The organism is Pseudoalteromonas sp. SIMBA_162 (assembly GCF_046535955.1).
Classification (GTDB): domain Bacteria; phylum Pseudomonadota; class Gammaproteobacteria; order Enterobacterales; family Alteromonadaceae; genus Pseudoalteromonas; species Pseudoalteromonas marina.
This window is the reverse complement of sequence record NZ_JAWJBQ010000001.1, coordinates 81,976-97,946: the sequence shown is the minus strand read 5'-3', so window position 1 is coordinate 97,946 and position 15,971 is coordinate 81,976. Positions and strand designations below refer to the sequence as shown.

Below are 15,971 nucleotides of genomic sequence, written 5' to 3'. Positions count from 1 at the left end.
TTAAACAAATAAATAATGAAATACACGGCACATCAATTTACTGATTGGCCACCGTGTCTTTAGAATGTGTTTTTTCGAAAATAGCGGCTATTTTAGTGGGAAGTTGGCGTTCAACTTCTTTTACCGCTTCATCGATTGCTGCTTGAAATGCCTTAGCTGAGGCGTTTCCATGGCTTTTAACGACAATACCGCGCAATCCTACCAGAGAAGCACCGTTATACTGGTCGGGGTTCACCCTTTTATAGAGTTTTTTTATGATTGGGCTAAGGATAAACGCCATACATTTATATATAAGGTGTTTTTCGAGGGCTTTTGAGAACTTATTCATGATAAGTTTGGCTATGCCTTCACAGGTTTTAAGGGCAACGTTGCCAACAAACCCTTCGCATACGATAACGTCGGCCTTACCTGTAAAAATATCGCTACCTTCACTGTAACCAATATAATTTATATGTGGGCTTTGCTGCATTAATTGCGCAGCGTGTTTTATGTCGTCGTGGCCTTTAATGTCTTCTGCGCCAATGTTTAACAAACTTACGCGTGGGTTATCACAACCAAGTGCTTGGCCAGCAACCACTGAGCCCATTAGACCAAATTGGTAGAGTATTTCGCTATCGCAATGTACGTTTGCGCCTAAGTCGAGTAAATACACTGGGTTTTTACGCTCTGTTGGTACAGATGAAATAAGTGCGGGACGTTTTACACCAGGCAACATTTTTAATACGTAATGCGCCATAAAAAATAACGCGCCAGTATTACCTGAACTTACGCATGCTTGAGCCTCGCCTGATTTAACTAAATCAAGGGCAACGCGCATTGAAGAATCTTTTTTTGAACGAACAGCAACAGCAGGTTCGCAGGCATTAGTGACTATTTCACTGCAATGACGAATTATGAGTCTTGGGTGAGATAAAGAATCGAGGGATTCGAGTTCTTTAGATATAACTTGCTCGTTACCACACAGTATAAGTGTAAGGTTGGCGTGAGCGTTTACTGCACTAACAGCAGCAGGAATAGATGAACGGGGGCCGTAATCGCCCCCCATCATATCTAACGCTATGGTTAGATTATTCAGCATCAAAGCAATCTCTTAGTTAGAAATTACTTGAACGCCTTTGTAGTAACCGTCAGCAGTTACATGGTGACGACGATGAGTCTCACCTGAAGTTTGGTCAACTGTTAAAGTTGGACCGTTGATCGCATCGTGTGAACGGCGCATGCCGCGTCTTGCACGAGACTTTTTGCTTTTTTGTACAGCCATTAGTCTTCTCCTAAGAATCTTTCTTAAGTTGTTTCAAAATATCAAATGGATTTGGTTTATCATCTTCCGCTTTTAATACACCAAAGCTGGCAGGCTTTGACGAGTAATTGCACGAAGCTTCGTTGTGTGTAGGCACTAATGGCACCGCTAAAATTAATTCGTCTTCGATTAACTCAAACACGTTAATTTCACCGTTTTCATCAAGCGCTACTTCATCGTAGTCTTCTGGAAGATCATCCGACTCAGCATCCAAACCAATTGGCGAATACATAAAGTCTTGATCCAAATCCAACCCTAAATCATCATTACAACGTTGACAAGTTACAGTAACGTGTGTGGACAAATTGCCGCTAATCACAACTAAACCTTGCTCATCGTTTTTGCACTGAATTTTTACCGCTATTTCACCTACTTCTTCCTGTACAACACCTCGTAAACGAGTCAGTTTTTCAAGCGGTACAATACCATCGTATGATAAACGGTGTTGCGCTGCTTTCCCAGGATGAAGAGTGAAGGGAATTTTTACCTTTTGCATAGGGGCTGCATCATATAGATAGTTAGTTTGTTAGTCAAAGTAAAAAACCATTTTTACTAGGTTTTTCACGTGTTTTACTCACGGATCTGATTTATCCTAACTCAATCTGATTTATCTTAGGAAAACCATTCATGAAGCACTCGCTTATTTTAGCCTCAAGCTCGCCTTTTAGGCAGTCTTTATTACAAAAATTTAATTTACCGTTTGAAACCTTTTCGCCAGACGTTGACGAATCAGCACTTGAAAACGAAACACCCAATGAGTTAGTTAAGCGTTTAAGTGAACTTAAAGCTACTGAAGCTACTAAACATTTTAACGAAGGTTTAGTTATTGGCTCTGATCAAGTGGCTGTGTTTAATGACCAAATTTTAGGTAAGCCGCACACTAAAGAAAACGCCGTAAAGCAATTGAGCCTGTTTAGTGGCCAAACAGTTACTTTTTTAACCGGATTATGTGTTTTTGATATTCAAAGTGGCCAAAGTAGAAGCCTTGTTGAGCCATTTAATGTGACTTTTAAAACACTCACTACAGTACAAATTAGCGCTTACTGCGATGCAGAACAGCCTTATAACTGTGCGGGTAGCTTTAAAAGTGAAGGACTCGGCATTTGTTTATTTGAAAAACTAAGCGGTGACGATCCCAATAGTTTAATTGGATTGCCACTCATTAAACTCAGCCAATTATTAGCTGAGTTTAATGTTGATGTGTTGAGCCTTCAAACCAAATAACGCTTGCTTTAAGTGTTAGCCTATTAAAACCTGTTGCAACTGTTGGTAGCTATCGACTGTTGCAATTGGGTCATACTCACTTAATTGCTGTGCATTGTGTACACCCATAGTAACGCCTATTCGGTCCATGTTTGCTGCCCTACCCATTGCCATATCAATTTGTGTATCACCTATCATTACAGCTTCGTTGGCACTTACGCCAAGCTCCACTAATAATTGATAAAGCATATCGGGTGAGGGTTTAGACTGTGCGTCGTCACTTGTGCGGGTGGCACTAAAAAAATGCCTCAGCTGGCTTTGATCTAATAATCGTTCTAAACCGTCTCTTCCTTTACCTGTTGCAATAGCAAGTACTGCCCCGTTTTGTTTAAGGGCATTGAGGACGTTTGCTACATCATCAAATACAGGTGTAGGTGTTGGGTCAACTTTATAATGTGCCTTGTATGCATTAATTAGTGCGGTTTGCTTTGTTGGGTAACTGGGGAATAGCACCTCCATTGCCTTTTCAAGCGACAGCCCAATAATATTTTTTATTGCGGTGTCGCTTGGCGGTGCAATATTTAAAGATTGTGCACTGCATTTAATACAGTTAACTATTTTGCCAATTGAGTCCATAATGGTGCCGTCCCAATCAAAAATAACTAATTTGTATTGATTACTGGCCATACATTAAGACCCTTTAGCTGCGCGTAACTTTAATAAGCAATTGCTAAGGGCTTTATCAAGGGGTGCTTCTACACGCATAGTGGTTTCGTTTTTAGGGTGATAAAAACTTAAATCGTGCGCATGTAAAAATAAGCGATTTAAACCTACTTTGCGCATTCCTGCGTCAAACGCTTGGTCACCGTATTTATCGTCGCATGCAATTGGATGCCCTTTGCATTGGGTGTGTACACGAATTTGGTGTGTTCGCCCTGTTACTGGCGACGCTTGTACAAGTGAACATTCGTTAAAACGCTCTAGTACTTTAAAACGAGTATGCGACGGTTTGCCTTCAACATTATCTACACGTACAACGCGCTCGCCCGATTTAAGCGTGTTTTTGCGCAGGCCTTCGGTTACGTTTTTAGTTTTACCATCCCACTGGCCATCAACTAACGCCCAATAGTTCTTTTCCATGGTTTTTTCACGAAGTTGCTCGTGTAACGATGTTAAAACTGAGCGGCGTTTTGAAATGAGTAAACACCCCGATGTATCGCGGTCAAGCCTGTGTACTAGCTCAAGGTTGCGCTCTTCTGGGCGAAGTACACGCAGCGCTTCTATTAAGCCATAACTTAAACCACTGCCGCCATGAACAGCCATGCCTGATGGTTTATTTATAACAATGAGGTATTTGTCTTCAAATAAAATATCGTCTTCAAGGCGCGTTACTTTATCTAATTTTGAAGGCACAAACTCTTCGCGCTCTGCCACTTTTATAGGTGGGATACGAATGATGTCGTCTAACTGTAATTTATATACTGGCTTAATACGTTTTTTATTTACACGCACCTCGCCTTTACGAAGAATTTTGTAGATTGCGCTTTTAGGCACCCCTTTTAAATGGGTAATAAGAAAGTTATCAATTCGCTGACCTAAATGGTCTTCGTTGATTGTGACAAAAGATACTTGTAAGCCGGTTTTTTCTGACATTGCCTAATCACTGATTTAAGTAAAATAATTTAGTTGCTAACACAGTTATAATAGTGGGATAATCAGCAGCGCAAATATTTAGTATTTGCAAATAACAACGGTGCTTTTTAACTTAACACATTAAAACATTCGTGATGCACATTCTGGGTAGCCGATCATACAGATCCGAGTTAAGTTTTCCAAAGCTTTTATACATACCTAGTAAACACGTGCGGTCAACTAACAGCAATGCGCGTAATATATTGCAGGTTAAGTTTGAACATGAAGTGGTTTTTAATGCGATTGAAAAAGCAATGAACAGATAATTTGTCTGATAGTGACGGCGTAAAAAGCGCCGTTCAGCAACTGCTCAATTATTGTAGTACCGTAAAGCAGCTTATTTAGAACTAAAAAAATCTAATAAATAAGTATTCATTAACATCGGCAGCGAATTTTGCTCTTAAACCAGGATTTAGCGATACATCACACTGTATTGCTCACCCACTTAATGAGCCCTACGCGCCTAATATGAATGACATTTAATAAGATTGATATGACAGGCCGACTTCTGGGTAAAACTTGTAGACGTAGCTGAAAAGCCGACAGTTTTAACACCATTAAGAATTTAATAGCGTTTAGTACGCTATTGTTTGCCAGCATTTAAAAAATACTGCTTACGAAAATACAGAGCCGTTCCGTTAAAGACCCAGTCGTGAGGCTGCACATTCTAAAAATAGGAACAACTGAACAGGCGAGAAAACATCGTCATGTCAGCGACATAATTTAATAGAGTAACAATATGAAACGTATGCTAATCAATGCAACGCAGCAAGAAGAAATGCGCGTAGCACTGGTTGATGGCCAGCGCCTATATGATTTAGATATAGAAAGCCCAGGTCACGAACAGAAAAAAGCCAATATTTATAAAGGCAAAATCACACGCATTGAACCATCTTTAGAAGCAGCATTTGTTGATTACGGTGCTGATCGTCATGGTTTCCTTCCTTTAAAAGAAATTGCCCGCACTTACTTCCCTGCTGGTTACACCTTTAATGGTCGTCCGAATATTCGTGACGTGATCAAAGAAGGCCAAGAAGTAATAATTCAGGTTGATAAAGAAGAACGTGGCCAAAAAGGCGCAGCGTTAACAACTTTTATTAGTGTTGCTGGTAGCTACTTAGTACTTATGCCTAATAATCCTCGTGCTGGCGGTATTTCTCGCCGTATTGAAGGTGATGAGCGTACCGAACTTAAAGAAGCACTCAGCCGTTTAGAACTACCTAAAGGTATGGGCTTAATTGTGCGTACTGCGGGTGTTGGTAAATCGTTTGAAGAATTAAATTACGATTTAAAAGCGTTATTAGTTCACTGGGAAGCTATTAGACAAGCTGCCGACAGTGCTAAAGCGCCGTTTTTAATTCACCAAGAAAGCAACGTAATTTTCCGTGCAATTCGTGATTATTTACGTCGTGATATTGGCGAAATTTTAATTGATAAGCCACGTGTTTTTGAAGAAGCTAAAGCGCACATTGAGCGCTTTCGTCCTGACTTTATGAGCCGCGTTAAGCTTTACCAAGGCGACACACCGTTATTTACGCATTACCAAATTGAAAGCCAAATTGAGTCTGCGTTCCAACGTGAAGTGCGTTTACCATCAGGCGGTTCAATTGTTATTGATCCTACTGAAGCACTTACGTCTATCGATATCAACTCGTCTAAAGCTACAAAAGGCGGCGATATTGAAGAAACAGCACTTAATACTAACCTTGAAGCAGCTGACGAAATTGCACGCCAATTACGTTTACGCGACTTAGGTGGTTTGATTGTTATAGATTTCATCGATATGACACCGCCACGTCACCAGCGTGAAGTAGAAAACCGCTTAAAAGACGCTGCGCGCCCAGATCGTGCTCGTGTACAAATTGGTAAAATTTCTCGCTTTGGTTTACTTGAAATGTCGCGTCAGCGCCTACGCCCTTCATTAGGTGAAGCAAGCCAAGGTGTGTGTCCTCGTTGTAGTGGCCAAGGTACGGTTCGTTCTAACGAGTCTATTGCTCTGTCTATCCTTCGCTTAATTGAAGAAGAAGCGATTAAAGACAACACTTCTCAAGTAAATGCACAAGTACCTGTTGCTGTTGCCGCCTACTTGTTAAACGAACAACGTCGTAGTGTTCACCGTATTGAAAAGCATCACAAGTGTGATGTAGTGATTATTCCTAATCAACACATGGAAACACCACACTACGAAGTAATGCGCTTACGTAAAGACGAAACACTTGAAACAGTAAGTTACGAGCAAGTTGTTGCGCCTGAACCAGAAGCGTTTGAAATGTCAAAATCGCCTGCAGCACCTGTTCGTGAAGAGCCTATGCTAAAAGGTGTTGTTATGCCTTCAAGCCCTGCTCCACAAGCAGCGCCGGCTCCAGCAGCTAAACCTGCAGCGGTAGCCGCTAAAGAAGAAGCGGGTTTATTTACTGCACTTGCTAACTGGTTTAAATCTATTTTTGCTAGCGAAACACCTGAGCAGAAAAAAGAAGCCGTTGAAAAGCAGCAAGAAGAAGCACGTAATAATAAACGTCGTGGAAACGATAATCGTCGTCGTAATAACAATCAACGTCGTCGTAATAACCCTCGCTCTAAACAACGCACAGAACGCAATACTGATGAAGTAGAAACAAAAACTAATTCACCGGTAGCAAACGAGAACCAAGAGAAGAACGAAAACCGCAACAAGCGTCGTCGTAATTCTAACTCTCGTAAGCGCCCTGAGCACAAAGCAGATAAAGATCAAACTAAAGCGGCAGATGTGCCTGCAAAAGCAAATGCTGATACGAATGCTGCAGAAGCGCCTAAAGAGCATAAGCCTAAGGTTCGTCGTCAACGTCGTAACGTTCGTAAGAAAGTACGTATTCAGGACGAAAACGCTGAGCAACTACAAGCAACTGAACAAACTCCTGTTGAAACAGCTGCAGTAGAAGAAAAGCCGCAGGTTCAAGCAAAGCCTGAAGCTCAAGAAAAGCCAGTAGCCGCTGAAAAGCCTACACCTGTAAAAGAAGAAAAAGTAGAGACTGTTGAGTCGAAAGATGAAACTGTAGCAACTGAAGAAGAGCAAACGCGTACACGTTCGCGTCGTTCTCCTCGCCATCTTCGTGCATCAGGTCAGCGTCGTCGCCGCCCTGAAGGTGAAAGTGCTGAAACTAAATCTGATGAAGCCCCTGCTTTTGTACCGGTTGCTGACCAAGCTGCTGCAGAGTACGAAGCAGAACTTAAAGCAAAATCGGAAGAAACGGCTGTTGACGCTTCTGAACAGGTTGAACAAGCAGTTGCTGTTGAAGATTTAGCTAAAGTTGAAGTTGCTGAAGAACCAGTTAAAACTGAAGAACCAGTTAAAGCTGAAGAGCCAGTGCAAACTGAAGAACCAGTTAAAGCTGAAGAGCCAGTGCAAGCTGAAGAACCAGTTAAAGCTGAAGAACCAGTGCAAGCTGAAGAACCAGTGCAAGCTGAAGAGCCAGTGCAAACTGAAGAACCAGTTCAAACTGAAGAGCCAGTGCAAGCTGAAGAACCAGTGAAAGTTGAAGAATCAGTTAAAACTGAAGAACCTGCTTTAGAAGCTGAAGTGGTACCGGTTGAGACTACAGAGACGCCTGTAGAAGCTAAAGAAGCACCAGTAGTTGAAAAAGCGGCTGAGGCAACTTTAAATTCTAAAACAGTGATCACTAAAGGACACGCAAGTGCGCCAATGGCACAACCTGCTCCAGCAGCAGATAGTGAAGTAAAACATGTACCAGTGGCTATGGCTCACGATAAACGTGAACTTATCCCTGATAGTGGTTTACGCCCGGGTTCAATTAAACCTGCTGGTCGTGCAAGTTCTGCAATGACAAAAACGTTAAGCGCTGATTAGTAAATAACGCTTAATTTAAAAGCCCCGCTATTTTTAAATAGCGGGGCTTTTTTGTTTTAAATGGGTGATGCTTTTACTTAGCACAAAATACAGTAACAAGAAGCTGCGCTTCTAACGTGAGCAAGCTCTACGTCTACAAGTAAATATTAAACAGTGGCATAGCACGTTTAAACGGAGTACTCGGTGACTTTTGAACACCGGGTTTTTATCCTGAAAAAATATTCACAAAGAGAAGAAGAGGCGCTTCGCTTTTAGAGAAGTGAAAATACGGCTTAAATTTATTTGTCTGCTCATTTGCTCCTCATTCTCTTCTCTTTGTGCAATTTGAATCTTTAATTTAATAAAAGGTGCGAAAAATTAGCAGCTAGCTTTAAATTAACTATTGGCGTAACAGGCAATAAAAAAGCGCGATATAACTATCACGCTTTAAATCTGTTTATTATGGGAGTGCTTGGCTTATTCGCCTTCACTTTCCATAAAGCGTTGCAGTTGATCTTTAAGGTTTGGTGGAATACCTTTAATTACTAACGTATCTGTTGCTTCGTTGTAGGTTACACGCTCACCTAAATGCTTGCGCTCAAAGCTTACACTCACACCGCCGCCTAAGCCTGAAAATTTAACCATACTGGTCACGGTTTTTTTATCGACTGGGAATGTTTCTTCTAAATCGTAACTTTGGTCCTTGCAAAAGCTGTCAAACGGACTGTCATCGCCTTTTGAAATAGCCGCTGATAGTTCGGTTACGCTTGCTTCTTCACCAGTCGTTACACAATCGTTACAGTAATCAAAAACCTGCTTACGTAAATCGTCTTTTTCTGATTTATCAAACTGCTGCTCAGATAGGTAATCTTCTACTGCATTTAGCATAACTTGGCTTTGTTGTTTAGGATCAACACCTTCTTCACAGCCTAAAAAGTCTAAGAAAAAATCAGCAACTTTTCGCCCTGCTCTGCCTTTAATAAACGAAATATAACGATTATCCTCAGGTTGTGTATCCCAAGCCGTTAAGTCTATACGAGCCGCTAATTGCATACGAGAAATATCAAGATGACGCGATGCTGCTAAATCAAGCTCAGAGGTCATTGAGTAATGCTCTTTGATATTAATCATAGCAATTAACATGTAGTCCGTAGCCACGTACTGATAATGACAAAATACCAAGTAGCCTGTTTCGTTAAATGCGTATTTATCTAGCTCTTCTTTTAATACGGTAGATGCTTGCTCAGTTAAATGCCAAAAGCCCAGCTCGTTATTGCGGTAACTTTGCATAGATGACGCAACAATACTGTTTTTCTCGCCACTAAAGGCACAATACCCTTTACCTGGCTTGCCCGTGAATGCATGGTGTAATTGTTCGATAAAAACAGCGACTTTATCATTAATGATCATTTCGTCGTTGCGAAGGTGAATTTGCGTATCGTCATCTTTTTTGTCTACATAATGAACGACTAATTTTTTAACGTCTGTTGTCATCTTTGTTTTTCACGCCTCAAGTGTTAAAATACGGGAATATAACTATTTTATTGAACCAACTGATGCCAATCTTATCAAAATACTCTAATGAAGAAGTAGAACAAATCGTCGACCAGCTTATTGATGTGTTAACTCAGCACAAAGCACCGGTTGATTTAAGTCTTATGTGTTTAGGAAATTCTATCACGCATATCCTAAAAGAGCATGTACCAACAGGGAAAAGACAAGCTGTAACTGAGAACTTTGCAAAAGCACTTTCACAGTCGGTTAAATAAACGCATGAATTTATCGCAGCACAATCAGTTTTCATCAAAAGCAAGTCAGTTGCTAAGTTGGGGGCATTGGTTTACCTTCGCCAACATAGGTTTAGCGCTACTAATTAGCTTAAGCTATTTATTTGCTGACTCGCCACCAACAAGCTTCATGGGCATTACATACATGCTAGTAACATGGCTTAGCCATACTAGCTTTATTGCCTTTTTGGCGTTTGTGCTGACGGTATTTCCTTTAAGTTTAGTGTTTCCTTACCCACGCCATATTCGTGGCATGGCCGCTGTTATTGCAACCTGTGGCGCGTCTTTATTAACGTTAGACGCCTATGTATATGTTAACTTGGGTTATCATTTAAACCCTTCAGCCCTGCCTGAAATTATTTCCTTACTTTGGAACCGCTTAACCACTTCTCCAGCGCTTACTACGTTTCTTGCGGGCGGTATTGTACTATTGATTTTAGGTTTTCAATTAGTGGTAAGCAATTATACTTGGCACCATTTGGCACGCTTAAAACAGTTTAAATTTGCACGCTATGCAATTTCGTTTTTAGTGGTCTGTTTTGCTTTTAGCCACAGCATTCATATTTGGGCAGACGCTAACTTAAAATTTGATATTACCAAGCAAGACAATGTGTTGCCGCTTTCGTACCCAACCACTGCGAAAAGCTTATTGGCTAAAAACGATTTACTAGATATAGAAACTTATAACCAAGCCCATAGCGTAAAAATTAATAACCAAAATATTAATTATCAGCCACCGGCTCCACTGGTAAAGTGCGATGACTTTACTCAGGCTAATGTAGACATATTTGTATTTGAAACTGATGCACAACTAGTTGAGTTTGCAAATAACCACAAAGAGCTACATAAAACAGAACTGTTTTTACAGCCTACTAACCATGACGATACGCTGTTTGGTTTAGTGTATGGTTTACCTTCATTTTACAAAGCCGCTATTTTACAAGAACAAATACTGCCTGCATGGCAAAGCCAGCGCCGTAGTATTGAAGTTATAGGTATTGATAGCCTTAGCTTTATTAATGATCAAGCTCATACCAATAATGCCATTAGAGTTATTAATGGTGCTGCCGAGCAAGCGCCACGTAACAACTCGCATATTTTTGCCTTTAGTTTAGCAAGCGATAACGCTGAAGTAGTCACTACATCAACCTTATATACTTCTGATAAGAATATTGCTGAAGTAAATGGGCTTATCCAACCTAGCGATTTAATTACAACAAGCATTGGAAAATACTTAAATTGTAGCGCCATTGCTAAGCAAACAATGCTCGGTGTAAACTTATACAAGAAAAAAGATGACATGGGTGTTAACTACAGCCAAGGTGTTGTAATTGCATATAAAAAAGATCGAATCACTTTAATAGACTCAGATGGTAACTTTAAAAATATTTCTGCCGCTGAGGGGTTTTCTATTGAACAACGCTTAGATATCCCATTTTTAGTACAAAGTATTAAAAAGCTAAAAACCTTCTCTGAATAGTCATGATGTTAACCTAGCTTGCGATAATGCCAAGCTAGGTTATAGTTTTATAACACGTTAATTGCTTAGCAAAAAAATACGTTCATGGATGGCTATTATGACTAAACCTACTTACCTTTTTATTGTGCTTGGTACTCTTTTATTGAGTACACACAGCAACGCAACTACCTACTACAAATGCGTGACCGAAAAAGGCACAACCTTTTCTCAGTTCCCTTGCGATAACCAAGCGACAGCTTATAAAGTGACTACTACTAATGTCACAGAGTCAGGGCCTGATGTTGATTATTCAAAACAATTAAATGCACTTGAAAGAGAACAGCTTTTAAAAGGCTTAGAGGCAGAGCTACGAAGTAATAACCATAAGCTTGCTATTCTCGACAGAAACAAACAACGTAATGAATACAAGCAAAAGGAACGCCTAAATCATATTCTGGCTGACGACGATAAAAAGCGAATTGCAAAAGACATTACCAAAAAACTGAAGCTAATAAATAAAGAATATAAAAAAGAAGTATCTACAGTCACCAAACGAATTAAAAAACTTGAGAAAAAAATCGAACGTTACAAAAAAAGTAATTAGCAAACATATTACTTAACTTACAATTTGCACTTTTAGTTTATCGATTAATTTAGCCCTAATTAATTTAGCTTGGTTTTAAACTTAAAATAACATACCCTTAACAAAATAGAGTATAAACTCTAGTGTCAATTAAGGAGTGCTAATGCAGCCACGTAGTATTGCTGAATTAATTTTAACTGGCTTTAAAAAGCACTATCAGCTTTTTCAAAAAATAACCGCTCAAGCGCCCCTTGCCTTTGCCAAACAAGACTGGCAAGCAATTAATGATATTAGCCGTTTACGTATTAGTTATTACGATGAGCGTGTTAACGAAACAATACATACCCTAAAGCAAGACCATCCTTCGCACGAACTTGACGAAACCCTTTGGCTTGAAGTTAAAAAGCTATACCAAGAATTCTTATGCTTTCACCCTCAGGCTGAACTTGCTGAAACATTTTATAATTCGGTGTTTTGCAGGCTTTACCATAGACGCTATTTTCATAACGACTTTATATTTGTACAAGCAACCCTAAAAGATGCGCCATCGGTTCCTGTTGAGTCAGAATACCGAAGTTACTTTCCGGTTGTTGATGGTCTTAAACCCACAATTAAACGCATTATTAACCACTTTGACTTTAAAGCACCTTTTGTTGATTTAGAACGCGATATTCGTCTGCTAGTAAAAGCATTTTATAAGCAAGCCCCCGACACTCATCATCAACCCTGGAAAATGCGCTTTGATATTTTACATACCGCGTTTTATCGCAATAAAGCAGCTTACATAGTGGGACGGGTTGTATCTGAAAGTGGTGTTCAGCCGTTTATAATTGCTGTTCTTCATCACGAAGATAAAGGCTTATATTTAGATGCCCTACTCACTAAGTCATCACAGATGCGTGTTATTTTTGGTTTTGCCCGCGCTTACTTTATGGTTGAAACCCATGCACCTTCTGCGCTGGTACGCTTTTTAAATGAACTTATGCCCAATAAAACTATGGCAGAACTCTATAACGCCATAGGCTTTCATAAGCAGGGAAAAACCGAGTTTTATCGTGAATTTTTAAATCATTTAACGCATTCGAATGACGAATTTACCATTGCACCAGGTACTCCAGGTATGGTGATGATGGTGTTTACCCTGCCTTCTTTTGGTTATGTATTTAAAGTCATTAAAGACAAATTTGGTGAGAGTAAACCATTTGGCCGCGATACAGTTTTGAAAAGGTATCAACTCGTAAAAAGCCATGACCGAGTTGGCAGAATGGCCGATACAATAGAATATTCAAACGTCGTATTTCCTTTGGCACGCTTTGATAGTAATTTACTTGAGCAACTGCACAAAACAATTGGCTCGTCTATGGTCATTGAAGGTGATTGGCTGATCATAAAACATTTGTATATTGAGCGCCGTATGACGCCACTTAACTTATTTTTGGAAAATGCTGACGACGAAAGCGCTGCAGATGCAATAGAGGAATACGGCCAAGCCTTAAAAGAAATGATAGCGGTTAATATTTTTCCTGGTGATATGCTATTGAAAAACTTTGGTGTAAGTAAACATAAGCGCATTATTTTTTATGATTACGACGAAGTACAATATTTAACAGACATGAACTTTAGAGCTTTACCTAAAGCGAAAAGCTACGATGATTACTTAATGGATGAACAAACTTACTCTGTTGCCCCGCAAGACGTTTTTCCGGAGCAACTTTGCACATTTGTAACACCCAATCCAACATACAAACAGTTTTTAATAAGCACACACCCTGAACTGATTGATGTTAACTTTTGGAAGCAGGCCCAACAAAATATAAAAAATGGCCTAATAAATCATATTTACCCGTACCCGACAGCACAGCGTTTTATCCATCACTGGTAAACGCAAGGACACACACATGAATATAAGCAAAATAGATTTAAATTTACTTGTATACCTCGATACGCTACTTCGAGAGTGCAACGTTACACGCGCAGCAAATCAACTTAGCATTACTCAACCGGCCATGAGTAACGGCCTAAAGCGCCTTCGAAACCTTTTTAATGACCCTATTTTAGTTCGTACCAGCGATGGTATGGTACCAACAGAGCGTGCCATAGAGTTACAGCCAGTTATTCGTGGCATACTTATGACACTTGAAGAAACACTTGCACCAAATAGAGAGTTTGAAGCCAGCCAAAGTAAACGTGTATTTAGGATAATGGCCAGTGACTATGCAGCAAGCACACTTGCACCAAAACTACTGAGCAAACTGCACGAAGAAGCCCCAGATACAACTTTAGATATACTTACGCCAAGTGACGTGACCTTTCATGATGTTGAAAATGGTAAAGTAGATATGGCAATCAACCGCTTTGAAAATTTGCCACAATCGTTTCACCACAAACGTATTTGGAAAGACAGCTTTTGCTGCCTTGTAAAAGCAGACAACCCAATTATTGAAAACTTCAGCCTTGATAGCTATCTAAAAGCGCGCCATATATGGGTGAGTAAAACGGGGTTTGGTGTGGGTGTTGGTATGGACCCTAAAGATGTGCAAAAGCTAGGTTGGGTTGATGAAGCACTTGCTCACTTTGGGAAACACCGAAATATCGCCACATTTACACGTAATTACCATGTAGCCATTCACTTGGCAAAAGAGCAAAATTTAGTGGCCACTTTGCCATCAAAGGCCGCAAATATTTATTTAGACGATGCCGGCCTTAAAATTTTAGAGCCACCATTTCCTATTCCTCCTTTTGAGTTAGATATGATCTGGAGCCCACTGCTACACAGGGATGCAAGCCATATTTGGCTTCGTCAAAAAGTCGCTGAAGTCGCTGATGAGCTAAAATAAACTTATTACACGGTTATTTGTAAGATTTGCTAGGCGTAATATTGTATTTTCGCCTAGCCATTTTTAATAAGCAAAATATACACATAAATATCAGCAACTTAAATTACCATTTTTAAAATGGAATGGCCCTTGCTTTAGTTATGATAAGTTTCATTCATAACATTAAAGAGGTCATTATGAACACCCTTCAAGGAACAGACGCTAATCATATTTCAGACATCATTCAAGTAATGAACAGCGGTATCGATTTTTACCAAAAAGCACAAGAAAATATAAAAGACCCTGCCATTGGAGCATTATTCCAGCGCATGATTGACGCACGCAGAGTCAGCGTTGAACGCCTGCAACCCTATGCTATTAACGAGCAAGGTGAGCGAGAGGAAGGCTCTTCATTTGCTGTAGAAGCGCGCAGAGCATACACCGCACTTCTTACTACATTTGGCTCAAACAACGACAGCACCTATGTAAGCGAGCTTGAAGAAGTTGAAGACAAAACACTAGCAGAAATTAAAGAAGCGATGGATAAGCCACAACCTGCAGATTGTGAAGCCGCGCTTGCTGCAACACTTCTTACAATGCAAAGCTGTCATGCTGAAATGAGCCGTATGCAAAAAAGCTAAATAACCTGAATTGTATTTTAGCTATTCAGTAAATTATTCCCCATACAAACCCAGCGATAGGCTGGGTTTTTTATTGCTTTAAAATCATTTAACCTGTTTGAGTAACATGTCAGAACATAGTTTATACAAATATTTAATGTTATTAGAATATTTATTTAACTGTATTATTTTTCAGCTGTGCTAGTTTTGTTAATAGGATCCTAAAAACCTCGCTGTGGCGCCGCAGCTTTAATTAAAATAGTAAGGTCCAATATGAAAAATAAAACAGCTAAACTGCAAAATAACGCCGACGTAGACATGACCCCAATGCTTGATATTGTGTTCATACTGCTCATATTTTTTATTGTTACTACCTCATTTGTTAAACCCGTCGCCATTGAATTAAATCGCCCATTAGACAAACCAAGTATTGAAAAACAAAGTAAAAATGCGGTTTTCAGTATTGATGCAAATAACGGCGTTTACTTTTCAGGGAGGTTAATTGACTTGGAGCAAGTGTCGAACAACTTAGCCATGTTTGCAGCTAAATATAAAATAAGCTCTGTGCTTATAAAAGCAGATGAAAACAGCAAGCACAACACACTGATGACTGTGATGAACAGCATTAAAGAGTACGACAACTACGCTATTAGCTTGGTTTCTGACTAAAACCTGTTAGCTAATTAGC

At 39.9% G+C, this 15,971-nt stretch carries 15 protein-coding genes; 9 read left to right on the top strand and 6 right to left on the bottom strand.

What is annotated here, in order from left to right; all coding sequences use genetic code 11:
* Window positions 1–37 precede the first annotated feature (37 nt).
* Genes plsX through yceD form a run of 3 tightly spaced genes read right to left on the bottom strand, consistent with a single transcriptional unit; the run spans window position 38 to window position 1,796 of the window.
* Window positions 38–1,078: a phosphate acyltransferase PlsX gene (plsX, locus tag R0J88_RS00395; protein WP_010557311.1), complete on the bottom strand. Its 1,041-nt coding sequence runs from the start codon at window positions 1,076–1,078 to the stop codon at window positions 38–40.
* A 12-nt stretch (window positions 1,079–1,090) separates the two neighbouring features.
* On the bottom strand, window positions 1,091–1,261 hold the full coding sequence (rpmF, locus tag R0J88_RS00390) for a 50S ribosomal protein L32 (protein ID WP_004587686.1): 171 nt from the start codon (window positions 1,259–1,261) through the stop codon (window positions 1,091–1,093).
* 10 nt (window positions 1,262–1,271) lie between these two features.
* Entirely contained in the window at window positions 1,272–1,796 is a 525-nt protein-coding gene (yceD, locus tag R0J88_RS00385; protein WP_008126337.1) for a 23S rRNA accumulation protein YceD, read from the bottom strand.
* 131 nt (window positions 1,797–1,927) lie between these two features.
* Here yceD and R0J88_RS00380 point away from each other — a divergent pair, with 131 nt between their 5' ends.
* The gene (locus R0J88_RS00380; RefSeq protein WP_410898717.1) at window positions 1,928–2,524 is read left to right on the top strand and encodes a Maf family protein; all 597 of its coding nucleotides are present in this window, start codon (window positions 1,928–1,930) and stop codon (window positions 2,522–2,524) included.
* Between the two features lie 15 nt (window positions 2,525–2,539).
* Here R0J88_RS00380 and R0J88_RS00375 read toward each other — a convergent pair whose 3' ends face one another.
* Window positions 2,540–3,190, bottom strand: a complete 651-nt coding sequence (locus tag R0J88_RS00375; protein ID WP_010557309.1) for an HAD-IA family hydrolase — start codon at window positions 3,188–3,190, stop codon at window positions 2,540–2,542.
* Window positions 3,191–3,193: 3 nt separating this feature from the next.
* A complete protein-coding gene (gene rluC, locus R0J88_RS00370; RefSeq protein WP_410898716.1) occupies window positions 3,194–4,156 on the bottom strand; it encodes a 23S rRNA pseudouridine(955/2504/2580) synthase RluC in 963 nt (320 codons plus the stop codon).
* Window positions 4,157–4,934: 778 nt separating this feature from the next.
* Between rluC and rne the strand changes: the two genes are divergently transcribed.
* Window positions 4,935–8,039 (top strand): ribonuclease E, encoded by a 3,105-nt coding sequence (gene rne / locus R0J88_RS00365; protein WP_410898715.1) that lies wholly within the window; start codon window positions 4,935–4,937, stop codon window positions 8,037–8,039.
* A 456-nt stretch (window positions 8,040–8,495) separates the two neighbouring features.
* Here the strand turns inward: rne and yejK are convergent, their stop codons facing one another.
* Window positions 8,496–9,512 carry a nucleoid-associated protein YejK gene (yejK, locus tag R0J88_RS00360; protein ID WP_006794655.1) on the bottom strand — a complete coding sequence of 339 codons (1,017 nt, stop codon included), beginning with the start codon at window positions 9,510–9,512 and terminating at the stop codon, window positions 8,496–8,498.
* 62 nt (window positions 9,513–9,574) lie between these two features.
* Between yejK and R0J88_RS00355 the strand changes: the two genes are divergently transcribed.
* From R0J88_RS00355 to R0J88_RS00325, 7 genes are all read left to right on the top strand, one after another.
* Window positions 9,575–9,787: a DUF1414 domain-containing protein gene (locus tag R0J88_RS00355; protein ID WP_006794656.1), complete on the top strand. Its 213-nt coding sequence runs from the start codon at window positions 9,575–9,577 to the stop codon at window positions 9,785–9,787.
* 4 nt (window positions 9,788–9,791) lie between these two features.
* Window positions 9,792–11,285 (top strand): DUF3413 domain-containing protein, encoded by a 1,494-nt coding sequence (locus R0J88_RS00350; protein ID WP_410898714.1) that lies wholly within the window; start codon window positions 9,792–9,794, stop codon window positions 11,283–11,285.
* A gap of 97 nt (window positions 11,286–11,382) precedes the next feature.
* Entirely contained in the window at window positions 11,383–11,868 is a 486-nt protein-coding gene (locus R0J88_RS00345; protein ID WP_410898713.1) for a DUF4124 domain-containing protein, read from the top strand.
* Between the two features lie 142 nt (window positions 11,869–12,010).
* The gene (gene aceK / locus R0J88_RS00340; RefSeq protein ID WP_008126363.1) at window positions 12,011–13,729 is read left to right on the top strand and encodes a bifunctional isocitrate dehydrogenase kinase/phosphatase; all 1,719 of its coding nucleotides are present in this window, start codon (window positions 12,011–12,013) and stop codon (window positions 13,727–13,729) included.
* Between the two features lie 16 nt (window positions 13,730–13,745).
* Entirely contained in the window at window positions 13,746–14,684 is a 939-nt protein-coding gene (locus tag R0J88_RS00335) for a LysR family transcriptional regulator (RefSeq protein ID WP_006794660.1), read from the top strand.
* Between the two features lie 176 nt (window positions 14,685–14,860).
* The gene (locus R0J88_RS00330) at window positions 14,861–15,304 is read left to right on the top strand and encodes a ferritin-like domain-containing protein (protein ID WP_008126367.1); all 444 of its coding nucleotides are present in this window, start codon (window positions 14,861–14,863) and stop codon (window positions 15,302–15,304) included.
* 252 nt (window positions 15,305–15,556) lie between these two features.
* Window positions 15,557–15,952, top strand: a complete 396-nt coding sequence (locus tag R0J88_RS00325) for an ExbD/TolR family protein (RefSeq protein ID WP_006794662.1) — start codon at window positions 15,557–15,559, stop codon at window positions 15,950–15,952.
* Window positions 15,953–15,971 lie beyond the last annotated feature (19 nt).

Bases quoted from the DNA above. Each gene is read 5' to 3' on its own strand.
- plsX (WP_010557311.1), bottom strand. From the start codon at position 1,078: ATGCTGAATAATCTAACCATAGCGTTAGATATGATGGGGGGCGATTAC.
- R0J88_RS00375 (WP_010557309.1), bottom strand. From the start codon at position 3,190: ATGGCCAGTAATCAATACAAATTAGTTATTTTTGATTGGGACGGCACC.
- rne (WP_410898715.1), top strand. From the start codon at position 4,935: ATGAAACGTATGCTAATCAATGCAACGCAGCAAGAAGAAATGCGCGTA.
- R0J88_RS00380 (WP_410898717.1), top strand. From the start codon at position 1,928: ATGAAGCACTCGCTTATTTTAGCCTCAAGCTCGCCTTTTAGGCAGTCT.
- R0J88_RS00355 (WP_006794656.1), top strand. From the start codon at position 9,575: ATGCCAATCTTATCAAAATACTCTAATGAAGAAGTAGAACAAATCGTC.
- R0J88_RS00350 (WP_410898714.1), top strand. From the start codon at position 9,792: ATGAATTTATCGCAGCACAATCAGTTTTCATCAAAAGCAAGTCAGTTG.
- R0J88_RS00325 (WP_006794662.1), top strand. From the start codon at position 15,557: ATGAAAAATAAAACAGCTAAACTGCAAAATAACGCCGACGTAGACATG.
- aceK (WP_008126363.1), top strand. From the start codon at position 12,011: ATGCAGCCACGTAGTATTGCTGAATTAATTTTAACTGGCTTTAAAAAG.
- R0J88_RS00335 (WP_006794660.1), top strand. From the start codon at position 13,746: ATGAATATAAGCAAAATAGATTTAAATTTACTTGTATACCTCGATACG.
- R0J88_RS00330 (WP_008126367.1), top strand. From the start codon at position 14,861: ATGAACACCCTTCAAGGAACAGACGCTAATCATATTTCAGACATCATT.
- R0J88_RS00345 (WP_410898713.1), top strand. From the start codon at position 11,383: ATGACTAAACCTACTTACCTTTTTATTGTGCTTGGTACTCTTTTATTG.
- rpmF (WP_004587686.1), bottom strand. From the start codon at position 1,261: ATGGCTGTACAAAAAAGCAAAAAGTCTCGTGCAAGACGCGGCATGCGC.
- rluC (WP_410898716.1), bottom strand. From the start codon at position 4,156: ATGTCAGAAAAAACCGGCTTACAAGTATCTTTTGTCACAATCAACGAA.
- yceD (WP_008126337.1), bottom strand. From the start codon at position 1,796: ATGCAAAAGGTAAAAATTCCCTTCACTCTTCATCCTGGGAAAGCAGCG.
- yejK (WP_006794655.1), bottom strand. From the start codon at position 9,512: ATGACAACAGACGTTAAAAAATTAGTCGTTCATTATGTAGACAAAAAA.